This is a genomic window from Streptomyces sp. NPDC111520 (genome assembly GCF_055635295.1).
The window spans coordinates 136,122-152,705 of sequence record NZ_JBVKBW010000001.1 but is presented as its reverse complement, the minus strand read 5'-3'; the positions used below and the strand labels follow the sequence as shown (position 1 = coordinate 152,705).

Sequence of the window (16,584 nt, the reverse complement as noted above, 5' to 3'; positions counted from 1 at the left end):
CGGACCTCTTGACGGGAGCACGACAGTTCGCTTCAATCCGCGATGACAGGTCCAGACCAACGGTCCAGACCACTCGCACAGCGCAGCCCCCCGCCCCCCACAGGGAGGTCACGTGCTCTTCCGTCGTCATGTCCCCCGCCCGGGATCACGCAGATCCCGCATCCTCGCCGGCCTCACCGCCGCCCTCCTCGCCGCCGCGGGCAGCCTGATCGCCCTGCCCGGCACCGCCCACGCCGCCAACCTCGTCACCAACCCCGGTTTCGAGAGCGGCAGCCTCTCCGGCTGGTCCTGCTCCGGCGGATCGGTCGTCGGCAGCCCCGTGCACGGCGGCACCAAGGCACTCGCCGGCGCCGTCAGCAGCAGCGACACCGCCCAGTGCACCCAGACGGTCTCCGTGCAGCCGAACACCGCCTACACGCTCTCCGGTTGGGTGCGCGGCGCGTACGTCTACCTCGGCGTGACCGGCGGCGCGTCCACCTGGACCCCGTCCGCCGCCTCGTACTCCCAGCTGACCGTCCCCTTCACCACCGGCGCCGCGCAGACCAGCGTCCAGATCTACGTGCACGGCTGGTACGCCCAGGGCGCCTACAACGCCGACGACATCAGCCTCGACGGCCCCGGCGGCGGGGGCGGCGGTGACACGCAGGCGCCCACCGCGCCCAGCGGCCTCACCTCCACCGGCAAGACCGCCTCCAGCGTCTCGCTGTCCTGGAACGCCTCCTCCGACAACACCGGCGTCACCAGCTACGACGTCTACCGCGGCAGCATCCTCGCCACCACCGTGACCGGCACCTCCGCCACCGTCACCGGACTGGCCGCGAGCACCGCCTACACCTTCACCGTCAAGGCGCGCGACGCCGCGGGCAACACCTCGGCCGCCTCCAACGCGGTGAGCGTCACCACCAACGCCGGCGGCGGCGGTGGCACCGGCTTCAAGCAGGCCGCGCCCTACCTCTACCTCGGCTGGGGCGACCCGCCCAGCCCGGCCACGGTGATGAGCGCCACCGGCATCAAGTGGTTCACCATGGCCTTCATCCTCTCCTCCGGCGGCTGCAACCCCGCCTGGGACGGCTCCCGTCCGCTGACCGGCGGCACCGACCAGTCCACCATCAACGCGATCCGCGCCGCGGGCGGCGACATCGTCCCGTCCATCGGCGGCTGGAGCGGCAACAAGCTCGGGCCCAACTGCTCCACGCCCGCTGCGCTCGCCGGTGCCTACCAGAAGGTGATCGACGCCTACGGCCTCAAGGCGATCGACGTCGACATCGAGAACACCGACGAGTTCGAGAGCGAGGTCGTCCAGGACCGCGTGCTCAACGCCCTGAAGATCGTCAAGCAGAACAACCCCGGCATCCGCACGATCATCACCTTCGGCACGTCGACGACCGGCCCGAGCTACTGGGGCAACCGTCTCGTCGAGCGGGCCAACGCGCTCGGCGCCGACATCGACGTCTTCACGATCATGCCGTTCGACTTCGGCGGCGGCGCCGACATGTACGGCAACACCGTGAACGCCGCCGAGGGCCTGAAGGCCAAGCTGAAGTCCACCTTCGGCTGGGACGACGCCACCGCCTACGCCCACCTGGGCATCTCCGGCATGAACGGGCTGAGCGACCAGCAGGAGACCACCACCCCGGCCATCTGGACCCAGATCCGGGACTGGGCCAACTCCCACCACATCGCCCGGCTCGCCTACTGGGCCGTCAACCGGGACCGCCCGTGCCCCGGTGGCGGCGTGACCAGCAACTGCTCCGGCATCAACCAGAGCACCTGGCAGTTCACCTCGATCACCGCCGGCTTCACCGGCTGATCGCACCCCCGCCCCCCACGGGTCAGGCGGCGGAGGACACGGCGTCCTCCGCCGCCTTCCGCATGCTCACGGCGTGCTCGTTGGTCCGGGCGTCGTACGCCATCAGCGTCGGCAGGCAGGCGGCCAGCGCCCCGACCGCCGCCACGCAGGCCAGCCCGCCCGTCCACACCGAGGTGCGCAGGCCCAGCAGCGCCGCCGAGCCGCCGGCCCGCACCTGGCCGAACTGCGGGCCGACGGTGAAGGAGAGCAGTTCGATGCCGGCCAGCCGGCCGCGCAGCGAGTCGGGGATGGTCTGGTTCCAGATCGTGGCCCGGAACACCCCGCTGACCATGTCGAACGCCCCCGCCAGCGCCAGGAAGGCCAGCACCGCCCACACGTCGCGGGACCAGCCGGCCGCCGCCATGCACAGCCCGAAGGCCGCCGCGGCCAGCACGACGGCCCGCCCGTGCCGGTGCACCCGCGACGACCAGCCGCCGGTGAGGCTCATCAGCAGCGCACCGGCCGGCAGGGCCGCGTACATCAGGCCCAGCGACCAGGGCGCGCCCAGGTCGTCCGCCATGAAGGGGAACACGGCGATCGGGAAGGCCAGTCCGGTCGCGGCGATGTCCACCACATAGGTGCCCAGCAGCTCCTTGCGGCTCCACGCGTAGCGCGCGCCCTCCGCGATCGAGCTCAGCGACGGGCGCTTCGCGTCGTGGGAGGGCGGCGAGGGCCGCAACCCGAGGCCCAGGACGACGGAGACGGCGAACGTGAGGGCGTCGATGGCGTACGCCCACCGCAGACCGGCGTACGCGATCAGCACGCCCGCCAGGGAGGGCGCCGCGATCGCGCCGATCTGCCAGCGCAGCGCGTTCAGCGAGGCGGCCGCGGTCAGTTGCCCGTGCGGGACGATGCGCTGCACGATCGCGTCCAGGGCCGGCCGCTGCAGCCCGCCCAGCGCGCTGGTCAGCGCGGCCACCACGTATAGCGGCCAGAGCACCGGCCGCGGCAGCAGGGCGTTGACCAGCAGCACGGCCGACAGCACCCCGAGGGCCGCCTCCGTCCACAGGATGAGTTTGCGCCGGTCCAGGGCGTCCGCGAGCGCACCGCCGTAGAGGCCGCAGACGATCAGCGGCACCAGTTCGACGGCGCCGAGGGCGCCGACCGCGAGGGTGGAGCCGGTCAGCTCCTTGACCTGGACCGGGACGGCCACGAAGGTCAGGAAGCTGCCGAAGGTCGTGATCAGGCCCGCGCACCACATCAGGCGGAAGTCGCGCGAGGTCCGCCACGGTGCGAGGTCGGGAAGGAGTCTGGACACGAGGTCGCATGCTCCGCGCGCGGGCCCGCCGGCGCAACCGGGTTTTCCGGCCCGTGCGCCGGTGACGGCACGGCCCGTTCACATCCGGGCGCCGTCCGGGCCGCCTCGGGACCACGTGCGCACCGGTGGCCGGGGCGTCGCCGTCAGCGCATCAGGCCCGCGGCCGCCAGGCGTTGCCGGACCACGGCGACGGCGGTGTCGTCCAGCGGGACCTGCGGGGGAGCCGTCGCCGCGCAGCCGATGACGCCGCGCAGCCGCAGCGCCGCCTTGAAGCCGCCCAGAGCGGAGGAGACCGGGCCCATCGGCGTGGAGTCCGCGCCCGCGTCGACGATGGCGTAGAGCTGCGCGAGCCGGTCCTGCTCCGCCGCGGCCTCGCGCCAGCGTCCCTCGACGGCGTACGCGTGGAGCCGTACGTAGCCGTGCGGGTCCACGTTGCCGAGCCCCGGGACGACCCCGTGCGCGCCCGCCAGGAGGGCGCCGTCCACGGCCAGTTCGGAACCGGTCAGCAGGGCGAAGGAGGAGTCCAGGCCGCGTCGGCGCAGCTCCGTCAGCAACCGGCGCATGGGGCCGTCCGCGCCGCTGCTGTCCTTCAGCCCGGCCAGCGTGCCCTCCTCCGCCAGGGCCAGCACGGTCGCCGCGGGCAGCTTGGTGTGCACCGCGGACGGGATGTCGTACGCGAACAACGGCACCCCGCCGGCCCCGTCCCGCACCCGGCGGAAGTGGTCGGCGATCTCCACCGGATGCGTCGCCGCGTAGAAGGGCGCGGTCGCCACCAGCGCGTCGGCGCCCGCCGCGACGGCGGCGCGCGCGTGCTCCAGGACACGCGGGGTGGTCATGTCGACGACACCGGCCAGCACGGGCACCCGGCCGCCGACCGCCTCCACGACCGTCGTCAGCGCGGTGCGCCGCTGCGCGTCCGTGAGGAAGGCCGTCTCGCCGCTGGACCCCAGGACGAAGACCCCGTGCACCCCGGCCGAGAGCACGTGCCCGACCAGGGCGCGCAGCCCCGCGGTGTCGACGTCCCCCGTCTCCGTGAACGGGGTGCACAGAGGTGGTACGACCCCGCGCAGCGGGCGGAGCGGATCGGTCCCGGTTGCCGTCATGGACCGCTTCTACCAGCTCGCCGGCGGCGGCGACACCAACTGCTCGGCGAGCCGCGAGAGCCGCGGCAGCCGGTCCCGCAGCCGCACCCGGCGCCCGGCCGCCGCGCTGACCAGGTGCTGCAGTACGTCCATGCCGACCTCGGAGGGCTCCGGCGGCACGGTGAGCGCGTCATGCGCCAGCCCGCGCAGTTCCGGGTCGCCGGCGTCCATCGCCAGCACCGTCGCGCCGGAGCGCCGCGCGTCGTCCACCCGCTCCAGCAGCCCGGCCTCGGCCCGTTCGGGCGTGACCACCAGCACCGTCTCGCCCCTGCGCGCCGCCTCCAGACGGGCCGTGCCGACCGCCAGGTGCGGCGGCGCGCCCGGCGGAACCCGGTGCCGCACCAGCGTCGGGGACAGCTCCGGCAGCCCGTTCCAGGCCGCCTCGTCGTCCAGATGCGCCGCCATGTGCCAGGGCTCGTAATCCCCGCTGCCGACGAGCAGCAGCCCACCGGCGGGCCCCCGGCGGACGGCCCCGCGCAGCGAGCCGGCGAAGGACCGGGTCAGCTCCGGCCACTCGCTCCCGGCGAGCAGTTCACGGACGACCTCGACCCGTACGGCATCCATCCCCGCATCCTCGCGGACCGCGCCCCCGCCCGGCCCCGCTTCGCGCCCCGCTCACCCGAAGGGGTCAGCCGGTCGTGTCCGCGGGCAGCGCCCGGGACACCCGCTCCCGCACGTCCGTGAAGTGCCGCCGCATGGCGGCCCTGGCCGCGCCCGCGTCCCCGGTGCGCAGCGCGCCGACGACGGCGCGGTGGTTGGCGACGACCCGCTCGACCGGGTCGTCCGCGGGCACCAGGGCGGCGCCGACCTCGTGGTAGGCGCTCCAGAACAGGTCGAGGAGCTGCAGCACGAGTTCGTTGCCGCAGGAGGAGTAGAGCAGCGCGTGGAAGGCCCGGTCCGCATCCGGGTCGACGACCATCCGGGAGGCGAGCGCGTCGAGTTCGTCCAGCCGCCGGTCCGGTATCGTCCCGGCGACCTCGCCTATCAGGCCGACCTCCAGCAGCTCGCGCACCGCGACGAGGTCGGCCAGCGCCCGTACCCGGGACCGCAGCTGGAAGGTGAGCGAGGGCATCAGCACCCGCAGCGGCGCCTCGCCGACGAACGTGCCCGTGCCGTGCCGGATCTCCACGATGCCCAGTGCCTGCAGCGCCCGCACCGCCTCGCGCACGCTGTTGCGGCTCGCACCGAGCAGGTCCATCAACTGCGGTTCGGTCGGCAGGGTGGCGCCCGGGGCGAGCCGCTGCTCGTGGATCAGCTCGACGATGCGGTCCTGGAGTCCCGGGCCGCGGCCCTTGCCGGCGGTTCTGGTCACGGGTGGCCGCCTTTCCCTGTGCTGTCGCGCACCTTTGACGTTCCGTCAGTGCCCCCTCCGGGCCCCGCGGGACGAGGGACGTCCTGCGTCCGCCCCGCGGCCGCATCAGGAGGCAACACCGATGTCATACCTCACATCCGTCGTCCGCCGAGCCAATTCCGGTGCGGAAGGGGGCTTTCCCGTACCGCGGGGCACCGGGCGGCGAGGGGCGCGTCACAGCGTCCGCGCGGGCCGGGCACCGTCCCCAGCTGGCAGGATCGCGGTATGACTGTTGACAGTGGCAATGAGACCCCCGCCCCCAAGGCGCCGGCGAAGGACCCCTGGGAGCTGCCCGACGTGTCCGGCCTCGTCGTCGGCGTCCTCGGCGGCACCGGCCCGCAGGGCCGCGGCCTGGCGTACCGGCTCGCCAAAGCCGGGCAGCAGGTGATCATCGGCTCGCGCGCCGCGGAACGCGCCCAGGCCACGGCCGACCGGATCGGCCTCGGCGTACGGGGCGCCGACAACGCGGAGACCGCCCGCAGCAGCGACGTGGTCATCGTCGCCGTCCCGTGGGACGGCCACGGCGAGACCCTGGAGTCCCTGCGCGAGGAGCTCGCCGGCAAGCTCGTCGTCGACTGCGTCAACCCGCTGGGCTTCGACAAGCAGGGCGCCTACGCCCTCGAGCCGGAGGAGGGCAGCGCCGCCCAGCAGGCCGCCGCGCTGCTCCCGGAGTCCCGGGTCACCGCCGCCTTCCACCACCTGTCCGCGGTCACGCTCGAGGACCCGGAGGTCGACTCGATCGACACCGACGTCCTCGTCCTCGGCGACAGCCGGGCCGACACCGACCTGGTCCAGGCCCTGGCCGCGCGCATCCCCGGCATCCGCGGCGTCTTCGCCGGCCGGCTGCGCAACGCGCACCAGGTGGAGGCGCTGGTCGCCAACCTGATCTCGGTCAACCGCCGCTACAAGGCCCACGCCGGTCTGCGCCTGACCGACGTCTAGGGCCGCGGGGGCATGGGGGACAATGGGCGGGTTCGCGACCGACCCGACAGGAGCCGCCCCCCATGCCCCGCCTCGCCCTCTACGCGCTCGTCCTGTGCGCTCTCGCCGTGGCCGCCGCCGTCGTCTCCTTCGTGGAGGGCAGCTGGCTCGGCGTCCTCTGGATCCTGATCGCCGGCCTCACCAGCAACATGTGCTGGTACTACCTGCGCAAGGGGAAGGCGGAGCGGGAGGCCGGCGAGCCGGGGACCGCTAGCTGAGTGGGTCGCCCTTCCAGAACTGGAAGTACGCGTAACCCAGGCTCGACAGCCAGTCCGGGATCCCGAAGGCCGCCGTCACGGAGTGGACGAAGCCGAAGAACGCGGCGTTGACCTCGGGGATCCACAGCACACCGAAGACGGCCAGCAGCCCGAACTGGCCGAACGGCTCCAGCTGGCGCCGCGTCCGGTACGACAGCCAGGGCTCGATCACGCCGTAGCCGTCCAGGCCCGGCACCGGCAGCAGGTTCAGGATCGAGGCCGTGACCTGCAGCATCGCCAGGAACGCCAGCGCGGACGCGAAGGGCGTCTGCGCCGGGTCGCGGTAGTCGACCAGATCCAGCGTGAAGGGCAGCAGCAGGGCGATCGCGCACACCACGTTGGTCAGCGGGCCCGCCGCCGAGATCAGGCTGTGCTTCCAGCGGCCGCGGATCCTGCCCCGCTCGATGAAGACGGCGCCGCCGGGAAGGCCGATCCCGCCCAGGATCACGAAGATCACCGGCAGCACGATGCTCAGCAGCGCGTGCGTGTACTTCAGCGGGTTCAGGGTCAGGTAGCCCTTGGCGCCGATCGAGATGTCGCCGCCGTGCAGCGCGGTGCGGGCGTGCGCGTACTCGTGCAGGCACAGGGACACGACCCAGCCGGACACGACGAAGAGGAACACGGCGAAGCCGGTGCTGGTGGAGAAGTCCGTCCACACCGCCCAGCCCGAGACGGCCATGATCGCGACCAGGCCCAGGAAGATCGGGCTGATCCGCCGTTCACTGCGGGTTGCTGCGGTCGTCATCGTTCGGGGCTCCTGCGGAGGCGGTGCGTCATCGGTCGTGGTCCTGGCCGCCCGATCATGCCATCCGGCTGCCGCCGGGCAAACCCACGGCGGGACAACGCTCCGCCAACGCCGTACGTTCCTGCGCCCGCGTTGCGATCCGCCATCGATCGGGCCCGGACCGGTTCCCCGTGTACGGGGTACGGGGGCACGCTGGGGGTGTCCGGCGGGGGCCGGGGGAGCGGGGGGAGCCATGACGCGGACGGGGGTCGTCGTGCCGACACTGGTCGGCATCGCGGCCGTGCTCGGCACACTGACCGGGTGCGGCGTGCCACCGGCGGGGGTCACCGGCATCGCCGTGAGCGAGGACGGCAGGCCGCTGGGGGTGATGCTGGTGTGCCACGACCACATCGACGGGGCCACGCTCTACGACTCCGACTCCGACGCGGACGCGGACGAGTCGTCGGACCACCTCGGCAGGTGGAGCCGGGGGAGGCCGGTGACGGGGTTCACGGTGTGGTCGCTGGAGGGCGGCGGCAGGGGGTGGCGCACCGAGGTGCCGGCGTCCCTGCCCTTTGCGGCGCACCGCACGTACAGCCTGTACGGCTGGACCCGGGACAACTCGTGGTCGACGCAGCACGTGGACTTCACGGCGGAGCAGTTCGAGGGCCTGGAGCCGGGGGAGGTCCGCTGGTACGGGGGCGAGGGGGCGCCCGGGGCGGACCGGGACGGATTCGTCACGGCGCGGCTTGCGGGGTTCCGTGCGAGTGCCTGCGTCGCCTTCTGACCGGGGTCCATGGTTGCGGCCGGTTGCTTGTGTGCGGGTCCGTTGCGCCTGCGGCGGGCGTCCGCCCGCCCTCCCCCAACCTTCGGCCGGGAGGACCCCCCATCCGGCGCGGTTGGTGCGGGTCTGCGCAAGTACGTATGGGGTCGGCGCCGCGCCGGCGCACTCCCCCAGCCTTCGGCCGGGGGGACCCCCAGAACGCTCGTGGTTTGGCCCAACATCATTCGGCGCCGGGTCCGCCGCTCGTCTCCCCAGCCTTCGGCCAGGGGCCCCGCCACACCCCCTCCCGTCGTATGGGCGCACAACGCCCGGTGGGGGTAAGGAGGCGGTCCGGGGCGTCCCGAACGGTCTCTGGCCCCCACCGCCCCACGGTGCGAGCCCACATCACTCCGTGCCGGGTCCCCCGCTCGTCTTCCCCAGCGGCCTTCGGCCAGGGGGAGCACCCCGACACACCCCCTCCCGAGGTATGGGTGCACAACGGCCGGTGGGGGGTCAGTTAGGCAACCGAGGTGACCCCGGACCGCTCCTGGTGCCCCCTCCCGGCCCCGTCCCACCCCTGGGCGGCACCCTCCTCGTGTGGGCGCATGACGGTCGGTGAGGGGTGCGTTGGACAGGTGCGGTGCCCCCGGACCGCCTTGTGACCACCCACCGGCCGCTGGTCGCCGTCGATACGGAGGGGGTGGGGTCGTAGGGGTGGGCGTTCTGGACGCTGACGTGTATTTGATGTGCGGCACAGACGGCACCGACGAGTGCTCCCCGCCATGCACATAAATATGCGGTACAGAATGCACACCCCGGAGGCCCCGCCCCCGGCCAACCAACCCACAGAGCGCAGGCTCGCACCAACCATGCCGGGCAATCGGGAGGGAGGGCGGGGGAGAAACCCCAACAGAAACCACAGCGCACCCGCACACAACAACCGGGCCGTACACAACCACCGGGCCGCACACAACAACCGGGCCGCACGGCGCAGCCGCCCTCGGACAGAATGGGGGGCGTGCGTTACGGCATCCTCGGGACGACCCAGGCCCACCGCGAAGACGGCACCGCCGTGCCGCTGTCCGGCACGCGCCTGAGGGCGCTGCTCGCCGCGCTGGCGCTGCGCCCCGGCCGGGTGCGCACCAGCGAGGCGCTGATCGGCGAGGTGTGGGAGGACGAGCCGCCCGCCGACGCCACGGGCGCGCTGCAGGCGCTGGTGGCGCGGTTGCGGCGGGCGGTGGGGCACGAGGCGGTCGGCTCGGCGGACGGCGGCTACCGCCTGGTCGCCACGCCGGACGCCGTGGACCTGTACCGCTTCGAGCGGCTCGTGGAGGACGGCGGCCGGGCGCTCGCCGACGGCGACGCCGCCAAGGCGGCCGAGGCCCTGGACTCCGCGCTGGCGCTGTGGCGCGGTCCGGTGCTGGCCGACCTGCCGGACCGGGTGGCCGTCGCGCCCCGCTACGACGCGTTGCGGCTGGACGCCCGGCGGTTGCGGATCACCGCCGAGGTGGGGCTCGGCCGCGCCGAGCAGGTGCTGCCGGAGGCCGTGGAGCTGGCGGTGGCCCATCCGCTGAACGAGGCGGTGCAGGTGCTGCGGCTGCGCGTGCTGCGCGAGGCGGGCCGGGGTGCCGACGCGCTGGTGGCGTACGAGGAGGTGCGGCGCGAGCTCGCCGAGACGCTGGGCACCGATCCGGGCCCGGAGTTGCGCGCCCTCCACGCCGAGCTGCTGAATCCTTCCGCCCCCGCACACACCCCCGCAAACACCCCCGCCCCCGCCCCACCCCCCATGACCGCACCGCGCCTCGGCAACGCGCGCGCCCGACTGACCAGCTTCGTGGGCCGGGAGGCCGACCTGTCCGCGATCGCGGCGGACCTGTCGGCCGCCCGGCTGGTCACCGTCACCGGCCCCGGCGGCACCGGGAAGACCCGGCTGTCGCAGGAGGCCGGGGACCTGGTCGCGGGGGACTGGCCGGACGGCGTGTGGTTCGCCGAACTCGCCCCCGTCGAGGACCCCCGCACCGTGGCCGTCGCCGTGGTGAACGCGCTGGGTCTGCGCGAGACGCTGCTGCACCCCGCCTCGGCGACCGAGGCGGCGCTGTCGGCGGAGGCGAAGGGTGCCGCGGCCAAGGACCCGCTGCTGCAGCTCACCGAGTACTGCGCGGAGCGCCGCATGCTGCTGGTGCTGGACAACTGCGAGCACGTGATCGGCGCCGCCGCCGAGCTCGCGGAGCGGCTGCTCGCGCAGTGCCCGGGCGTGGCGGTGCTGGCCACGAGCCGTGAGCCGCTGGGTGTCCCGGGGGAGCTGATCCGGCCGCTGGACCCGCTGCCGCGGACCCCCGCCCTGCGGCTGCTGGCCGACCGGGGTGCGGCGGCCCGCCCTGGCTTCACGCCGGACGAGGACCCGGAGGCCTGCGCCGAGTTGTGCCGTCGGCTCGACGGGCTGCCGCTCGCCATCGAGCTGGCCGCGGCCCGGCTGCGGATGATGACGCCACGTCAGCTCGCGGACCGGCTCGACGACCGCTTCCGCATCCTCACCGCGGGCAGCCGCACCGTGCTGCCCCGCCAGCAGACGCTGCGCGCGGTGGTCGACTGGAGCTGGGGCCTGCTCAGCGAGGCCGAACGGGTCGTGCTGCGCCGCTTCGCGGTGTTCGCCGGCGGCTGGGACCTGGCCGCCGCCGAGGCGGTGTGCGGTGACGACGGTGAGGACGGCGGCGTCGTGGACGCCCGTGACGTCGCCTCCGTCCTGGCCTCGCTCGTCGACAAGTCGCTGGTCGTCGTCGACCTCGCCGAGGACGCCGCCCGCTACCGCATGCTGGAGACCATCGGCGAGTACGCGGCCGAGCGCCTCGCGGAGGCCGGTGAGCGCGACGCCGTGGGGCGCCGCCACACCGCGTACTTCCGCGAGTACGTCCGCACCGCCGATCCCGAGCTGCGCGGCCCGGGCCAACTGCGCTGCCTGGACCGGCTGGAGCGCGAGCACGAGAACCTGCGGGCCGCCATCCGCCGGGCGGTGGACACCGGGGACGAGCAGGAGGCGCTCTGCCTCGTGCTGGCCTGCGGCTGGTTCTGGGAGATGCGCAACTACCGCAGCGAGATGGGGTACTGGCCCACCGTGGTGGCCGCGATGAGCCCGGTGGACGCCTTCGCCGAGCCGCTGCGGCTGCCGCCGCTGGACCGCGCGCCGCTGGAGGACCCGCTGCCGATGACCCCGCTGCAGCTCACCGAGGCGCGGCGCTGGGTGCGTACCGCCGAGGTGTTCGCGTTCATGGGCGAGCACGACGTGTGGAACGACCCGCGGCTGGTCGGGCTGGGCGAGGCGATCATCGAGGCCTACCCGCCGGAACTGCCGCAGTCCAGCCTCCGCCCCGGGCTGTTCCGTGTGCTCGGCGCCATGCTGACCGGGCGCTTCGACCGCATGCCCGAGCTCATGGACGACGCGGTGGCGAGCTGCCGGCTGCACGGCCGGGTGTGGGAGCTGGCGTTCGCGCTGCAGTTCCGCGCCAAGGTGATGAACGACGTGGAGGACCGGCTGGAGGCCTCCATGGACGACATCCGCGAGGCCCGGGAGCTGTTCGGCAGGGTCGGCGACGACTGGGGCATGGCCGAGGCGCTGGCGGCGGAGGCCGAGGCGAGCTCCAACGCCGGCGACTGGGCCCGCGCGGCGGAGAGCTGCCGCGAGGCCATCGAACTCGCCCGCAAGCTCGGCGCGTACCAGCACGTCCCGATCATGAAGGTCCGGCTCGGGGACGCCCTCGCCAACGCCGGCGACATCGAGCAGGGGGAGCGGCTGATCCGCGAGGGGGTGGCGGAGGCCGAGGCCTTCCGGCCGGTGGGCGACGACGCGGGCTACTACGGCAAGGTGCTGCTGATCGCCCTGCTCTCGCGGCGCGGTGAACTGGACGAGGCCTTCGCGCTGCTCGACGCCCTGCAGGCCGCCCCGCCGCGCGGGATGCCCTCGTTCATCGTCGGGCTCCTCGCCGCCGTCCGCGGCTGGCTCACCGGCATGGCCGGCGACCCGTACGGCGGGCTGCCCCATCTCGCCGAGTCCGTCGCCTACATGGAGGGGCACCCGCTCAGTCCCGTCATCGGGCCGCGCCTGGGGGTGCTCCTGTTCCCGCCGGGCGTCGCGCTCTTCACCGGCATCGCCGGTCTTCGGGAGGGCGAGGACGTCCACGGTCCGGCGCGGCGCGCCGCGGTGGTGCTGGGCGCCCACGACGCCCTGCGGCAGACCGCCTGCACCCCGTGGGAGCGGGCGAGCCTGGACGAGGACGCGGTGCGGCTGCGCGGTTACCTGGGCGAGGAGGGCTTCGCGGCGGCCTACCGTGAGGGCGAGGGGCTCGTCTTCGCCGAGGCGGTCGAGCTGCTGCGCGCGCCCGTCTGACCCCTCCGGCCGCCTCAGCCGGCCTTCTTGCGGGGCGCCGCCTTCTTCGCCGTGGTCTTCTTGGCCGCCGTCTTCTTCGCGGGGGCCTTCTTGGCGGCGGCCTTCTTCGCCGGGGCCTTGCCGGCGGCGGTCTTCTTCGCGCCGGCCTTCTCCCCGCCGCGGGCGTCGATGCTGGCCTGGAGGGCCGCCATCAGGTCCACCACGTTGTCGGGGGCGCTGGTGACCTCGGCCATCTCGGGGACGGGCTCGCCCTCCAGCCGGGCGGCGACCAGTTCGTCCAGCGCGTGCTGGTACTCGTCGTGCATCGACTCCAGGTCGAAGTCCTCGGAAAGGGTCTCCATCAGGCTCTGCGCCATCTTCAGCTCCTGCGGCCGCACGGTGACCTTCTCCGGCGGCGCCAGGCCCTCCGCGGCGCGGACCTCGTCGGGCCAGTACATGGTGTGCAGGACCAGCACGTCCTGGTGGACGCGCAGCAGCGCCAGCGACTCGCGGGTGCGCAGCGCGATCTTGGTGACGGCGGCCTTGCCGCTGCTGCTCAGGGCCTCGCGGAGCAGGACGTACGGCTTGGCCGCGGCGGTCTCGGCGCCGACGTAGTAGGCCCGGGACAGGGACAGCGGGTCGATCTCGTCGGCGTCGACGAAGGCGAGCACGTCGATCAGCTTCTTGCTGGGCAGGGGGAGGGCGGCCAGGTCCTCGTCGGTGAGCACCACCGTGCGGCCGGTCTCGTCCTCGTACCCCTTGGCGATCTCCGCGTAGGGGACCTCCTTGCCCTCCTTCTCGCAGAACCGCTTCATGCGGATGCGGCCGCCGTCCTCGGCGTGCACCTGGTGCAGGGAGACGCCGTGCTCCTCGGTGGCCGCGTAGAGCTTGACGGGAATGGAGACCAGCCCGAAGCCGATCGCACCTTTCCACATGGATCGCATACTTTCGTCCCTTTCCGGGGACTTTCCAGACTATGCCCGCCCCGTCAGCCTCGCCCGACCGGCAGACGGTCGAGGTGGACGGCCGCCGCGTCGTCCTCACCCACCTGGACAAGGTCGTCTTCCCGGTCACCGGCCACACCAAGGCGCAGCTGCTGCAGTACTACGCGAGCATCGCCCCGGTGCTGGTGCCGCACGCCGCCGGGCGCCTCGCCTCCTTCGTGCGGGCCCCCGAGGGCCCGCACGCCCAGCGCTGGTTCGCCAAACGCCCGCCGGCCGGCACGCCCGACTGGGTGACCACCGCCGGGGAGGCCGACGAGCCGCACGTCGTCGTCGACTCCGTCCCGGCCCTGGTCGCCATGGCCAACCTCGGCGGCTGGGAGCTCCACGTCCCGCAGTGGACCACGGCGGGCGGCCGCGACGCCCACGACCGGCTCGTCCTCGACCTCGACCCCGGCGAGGGCGCCGACCTCGTCCTGTGCTGCCGGGTCGCCGAACGCCTGCGGCAGATGATGGAGGACGACGGGCTCACCGCCCTCCCCGTCACCTCCGGCAGCAAGGGGCTGCACCTCTACGCGCCGCTGCGGCCCGCCGCCGAGGCCGCCGCCACCGGCTACGCCAAGGCGCTCGCCGCCCGTATGCGCGACGAGCACCCCGGCCTCGTCGTGTTCTCCATGACCCGCAGCCTGCGCGCCGGGAAGATCTTCATCGACTGGTCCCAGAACGCCTCCGCGAAGACCACCGCCTGCCCCTACACCCTGCGGCTGCGCGACCGGCCCGGCGTCGCCGCCCCCGTCACCTGGGACGAGGTCGCCTCCTGCCGGACGGCGGAGGACCTCGCCTTCACCCCCGAGGAGGTCCTGCGGCGCGTCGCCGACCACGGCGACCTGCTCGCCGCCCTGGACGACGCCGCCGGACGCGGCACCCTGCCGTGACGGGCGGCCCCCGGTGAGCGACCCTCTTCCGCTCCCGGTCCGCGTCGCCCTGGCCCGCCGCGTCGACACCGTCCCCGCGGCCGACGCCCTTCCCGGCGGGTGCGCCTACGAGCCCAAGTTCGACGGCCACCGGATGGTCGTCCTCACCGGTCCCGTGCGCCTGCAGACCCGCTCCGGCCGGCTCGTGACCGCCACCTTCCCCGAGATCGCCGAGGCCGCCGCGGCGCTGCCGGACGGCACCGTCCTCGACGGCGAGGTCGTCATCTGGCGGGACGGCCGGGTCGACTTCGGCGCCCTGCAGCGCCGTGCCCTGCGCGGCTCCCCCCGCGGCCCCGTCCTCCCCGCCAACTACGCGGCCTTCGACCTGCTCGCCGCCGGCGGCACCGACCTGCGCGGCCGGCCGTACCACGAGCGCCGCGCCGCCCTCGTCGGCCTGCTGGCGCCCCTCGGGCCGCCGCTGCAGGCCGTACCCATGACGACCGACCGCGACGAGGCCGTCGACTGGTACGCCTCGCTCGCCCCGGCCGGCATCGAGGGCCTGGTCGTCAAGGGCCTCGGCCAGCGCTACCGCCCCGACCGCCGCGACTGGCTCAAGCTGCGGCACGCCGTCCCGCAGGACGCCGAGGCCATCGGCTTCACGGGCACCCCCCGCGCCCCCCGCGCCCTCGTCCTCGACCTCGGCGACGGCCCCTACGCCTCCGCGCCCCTCGACGCCTCCCTCCGCGGCCGGCTCACCGCACTCCTCGCCCCGCCGGTCCCGCCCGCCGCGACCCTCGACGACGGCACCCCCTACCACCCGCTGCCCGCCCCGCTCCCCGTCGAGATCCTCCAGGGCGAGGGCCGCCACGCCCTCACCACGGTGCTCCGCCTGCGCCCCGACGACTGACCCGGCGAGGCGTTCCCCGCCTCGCCCCCGAAAGTCCGTTGAGCAGCGGAGGGCGCCCGCCGACCGGGCAACGGCTCAGGCCTGAGCCGCCGCCGCGGGCACCTCGCGGGTACGGGTCCAGCGCAGCAGGGTGTCCGCGTCCCAGGTGTTGACCACCCGCTCCGGGGGGACGCCGCACTCCTCGGCGCGGGCGCAGCCGAAGATCTGCCAGTCCAGCTGGCCCGGGGCGTGGGCGTCGCTGTCGATGCTGAAGAGCACCCCGGCCTCCACGGCCTTGCGCAGCAGCCGGCGCGGCGGGTCGAGGCGGTCCGGGCGGCTGTTGATCTCCACGGCCACCCCGAAGCGCTCGCAGGCGGCGAAGACCAGGTCCGCGTCGAACTCCGACTCCGGGCGCAGCTTCCCGGACACCAGCCGCCCCGTGCAGTGGCCCAGCACGTCCACCAGCGGATTGCTGATCGCCGAGACCATGCGCCGGGTCATCTCGTCCCGGCCCATGCGCAGTTTGGAGTGGACGGAGGCGACGACCACGTCCAGCCGGTCCAGCAGCTCCGCGTTCTGGTCCAGGGCGCCGTCGGCGAGGATGTCGCACTCGATGCCGGTCAGCAGCCGGAAGGGGGCGGGGAGGCGGGTCCCGACCTCGGCCACCACCTCCAGCTGGGCCCGCAGCCGCTCGGCGGTCAGCCCGCGGGCGACGGTCAGCCGGGGGGAGTGGTCGGTGAGCGCCGCCCACTCGTGCCCCAGCTCCCACGCGGTGCGGGCCATCGTCTCGACGGGGCTGCCCCCGTCGGACCAGTCGGAGTGCAGATGGCAGTCGCCGCGCAGCGCGGCCCGCATCCGGCCGCCCGCGTCTCCGGCGGGCCGCCGGAGCGTGTCCGCGGTGCCCTCCTCCAGCCGGGTGAGGTAGGCGGGCCGCCGGCCCGCCAGCGCCTCCCGGACGACGGCGGCGGTCTTCGGACCGAGCCCCTTGAGCTCCTCCAGCCCGCCCGGCCGGTCCGCGCGCCGCCCGAGCTCCTCCGGCGGCAGCGCGGCGACCCCGGCCGAGGCACCCCGGAAGGCACGGACCCGGTACGTCGGGGCGCCGTCCCGCTCCAGCAGGAACGCGATCCGGTCCAGCGCCTCGACGGGGTCCATGCCTCC

At 74.3% G+C, this 16,584-nt stretch carries 14 protein-coding genes; 7 read left to right on the top strand and 7 right to left on the bottom strand.

Going from position 1 to position 16,584, the window contains the following annotated elements; all coding sequences use genetic code 11:
• Positions 1-112: 112 nt before the first annotated feature.
• A complete protein-coding gene (locus ACZ7MY_RS00685) occupies positions 113-1,810 on the top strand; it encodes a carbohydrate binding domain-containing protein (protein WP_499598306.1) in 1,698 nt (565 codons plus the stop codon).
• Between the two features lie 22 nt (positions 1,811-1,832).
• Here ACZ7MY_RS00685 and ACZ7MY_RS00680 read toward each other — a convergent pair whose 3' ends face one another.
• The 4 genes from ACZ7MY_RS00680 to ACZ7MY_RS00665 form a co-directional block, all read right to left on the bottom strand.
• Positions 1,833-3,107 (bottom strand): MFS transporter, encoded by a 1,275-nt coding sequence (locus tag ACZ7MY_RS00680; protein ID WP_499598304.1) that lies wholly within the window; start codon positions 3,105-3,107, stop codon positions 1,833-1,835.
• Positions 3,108-3,250: 143 nt separating this feature from the next.
• On the bottom strand, positions 3,251-4,210 hold the full coding sequence (locus ACZ7MY_RS00675; RefSeq protein WP_499598303.1) for a dihydrodipicolinate synthase family protein: 960 nt from the start codon (positions 4,208-4,210) through the stop codon (positions 3,251-3,253).
• A 9-nt stretch (positions 4,211-4,219) separates the two neighbouring features.
• Positions 4,220-4,813, bottom strand: coding sequence for a hypothetical protein (locus ACZ7MY_RS00670; protein WP_499598301.1), 594 nt, complete (start codon positions 4,811-4,813; stop codon positions 4,220-4,222).
• A gap of 64 nt (positions 4,814-4,877) precedes the next feature.
• Positions 4,878-5,561 (bottom strand): FadR/GntR family transcriptional regulator, encoded by a 684-nt coding sequence (locus ACZ7MY_RS00665; protein ID WP_499598298.1) that lies wholly within the window; start codon positions 5,559-5,561, stop codon positions 4,878-4,880.
• A gap of 264 nt (positions 5,562-5,825) precedes the next feature.
• Between ACZ7MY_RS00665 and npdG the strand changes: the two genes are divergently transcribed.
• Both npdG and ACZ7MY_RS00655 read left to right on the top strand, forming a co-directional pair.
• Positions 5,826-6,542 carry an NADPH-dependent F420 reductase gene (gene npdG / locus ACZ7MY_RS00660; RefSeq protein WP_499598296.1) on the top strand — a complete coding sequence of 239 codons (717 nt, stop codon included), beginning with the start codon at positions 5,826-5,828 and terminating at the stop codon, positions 6,540-6,542.
• A gap of 62 nt (positions 6,543-6,604) precedes the next feature.
• The gene (locus ACZ7MY_RS00655; protein ID WP_499598293.1) at positions 6,605-6,799 is read left to right on the top strand and encodes a hypothetical protein; all 195 of its coding nucleotides are present in this window, start codon (positions 6,605-6,607) and stop codon (positions 6,797-6,799) included.
• Here ACZ7MY_RS00655 and ACZ7MY_RS00650 read toward each other — a convergent pair.
• Positions 6,792-7,583: a site-2 protease family protein gene (locus ACZ7MY_RS00650; protein ID WP_499598292.1), complete on the bottom strand. Its 792-nt coding sequence runs from the start codon at positions 7,581-7,583 to the stop codon at positions 6,792-6,794. The two genes, ACZ7MY_RS00655 and ACZ7MY_RS00650, sit on opposite strands and share 8 nt — an antisense overlap.
• Before the next feature lie 232 nt (positions 7,584-7,815).
• On the opposite strand from ACZ7MY_RS00650, the gene ACZ7MY_RS00645 reads away from it, so the two are divergent.
• Both ACZ7MY_RS00645 and ACZ7MY_RS00640 read left to right on the top strand, forming a co-directional pair.
• Positions 7,816-8,349: a hypothetical protein gene (locus tag ACZ7MY_RS00645; protein ID WP_499598291.1), complete on the top strand. Its 534-nt coding sequence runs from the start codon at positions 7,816-7,818 to the stop codon at positions 8,347-8,349.
• Positions 8,350-9,334: 985 nt separating this feature from the next.
• On the top strand, positions 9,335-12,706 hold the full coding sequence (locus ACZ7MY_RS00640; RefSeq protein WP_499598289.1) for an ATP-binding protein: 3,372 nt from the start codon (positions 9,335-9,337) through the stop codon (positions 12,704-12,706).
• 14 nt (positions 12,707-12,720) lie between these two features.
• Here ACZ7MY_RS00640 and ku read toward each other — a convergent pair whose 3' ends face one another.
• Entirely contained in the window at positions 12,721-13,620 is a 900-nt protein-coding gene (gene ku / locus ACZ7MY_RS00635) for a non-homologous end joining protein Ku (RefSeq protein WP_499598287.1), read from the bottom strand.
• 41 nt (positions 13,621-13,661) lie between these two features.
• On the opposite strand from ku, the gene ligD reads away from it, so the two are divergent.
• Positions 13,662-14,561, top strand: a complete 900-nt coding sequence (gene ligD, locus ACZ7MY_RS00630; RefSeq protein WP_499598284.1) for a non-homologous end-joining DNA ligase — start codon at positions 13,662-13,664, stop codon at positions 14,559-14,561.
• A 13-nt stretch (positions 14,562-14,574) separates the two neighbouring features.
• Positions 14,575-15,447, top strand: coding sequence for an ATP-dependent DNA ligase (locus ACZ7MY_RS00625; protein ID WP_499598282.1), 873 nt, complete (start codon positions 14,575-14,577; stop codon positions 15,445-15,447).
• Between the two features lie 75 nt (positions 15,448-15,522).
• On the opposite strand, the gene ACZ7MY_RS00620 is transcribed toward ACZ7MY_RS00625, so the two are convergent.
• Complete coding sequence (locus ACZ7MY_RS00620) at positions 15,523-16,578, bottom strand: PHP domain-containing protein (protein ID WP_499598280.1); 1,056 nt, start codon at positions 16,576-16,578, stop codon at positions 15,523-15,525.
• Positions 16,579-16,584 lie beyond the last annotated feature (6 nt).

Coding starts and splice junctions, on each gene's coding strand:
- ACZ7MY_RS00675 (WP_499598303.1), bottom strand. CDS start 4,210: ATGACGGCAACCGGGACCGATCCGCTCCGCCCGCTGCGCGGGGTCGTA.
- ACZ7MY_RS00670 (WP_499598301.1), bottom strand. CDS start 4,813: ATGGATGCCGTACGGGTCGAGGTCGTCCGTGAACTGCTCGCCGGGAGC.
- npdG (WP_499598296.1), top strand. CDS start 5,826: ATGACTGTTGACAGTGGCAATGAGACCCCCGCCCCCAAGGCGCCGGCG.
- ACZ7MY_RS00655 (WP_499598293.1), top strand. CDS start 6,605: ATGCCCCGCCTCGCCCTCTACGCGCTCGTCCTGTGCGCTCTCGCCGTG.
- ACZ7MY_RS00650 (WP_499598292.1), bottom strand. CDS start 7,583: ATGACGACCGCAGCAACCCGCAGTGAACGGCGGATCAGCCCGATCTTC.
- ACZ7MY_RS00645 (WP_499598291.1), top strand. CDS start 7,816: ATGACGCGGACGGGGGTCGTCGTGCCGACACTGGTCGGCATCGCGGCC.
- ACZ7MY_RS00640 (WP_499598289.1), top strand. CDS start 9,335: ATGGGGGGCGTGCGTTACGGCATCCTCGGGACGACCCAGGCCCACCGC.
- ku (WP_499598287.1), bottom strand. CDS start 13,620: ATGTGGAAAGGTGCGATCGGCTTCGGGCTGGTCTCCATTCCCGTCAAG.
- ligD (WP_499598284.1), top strand. CDS start 13,662: ATGCCCGCCCCGTCAGCCTCGCCCGACCGGCAGACGGTCGAGGTGGAC.
- ACZ7MY_RS00620 (WP_499598280.1), bottom strand. CDS start 16,578: ATGGACCCCGTCGAGGCGCTGGACCGGATCGCGTTCCTGCTGGAGCGG.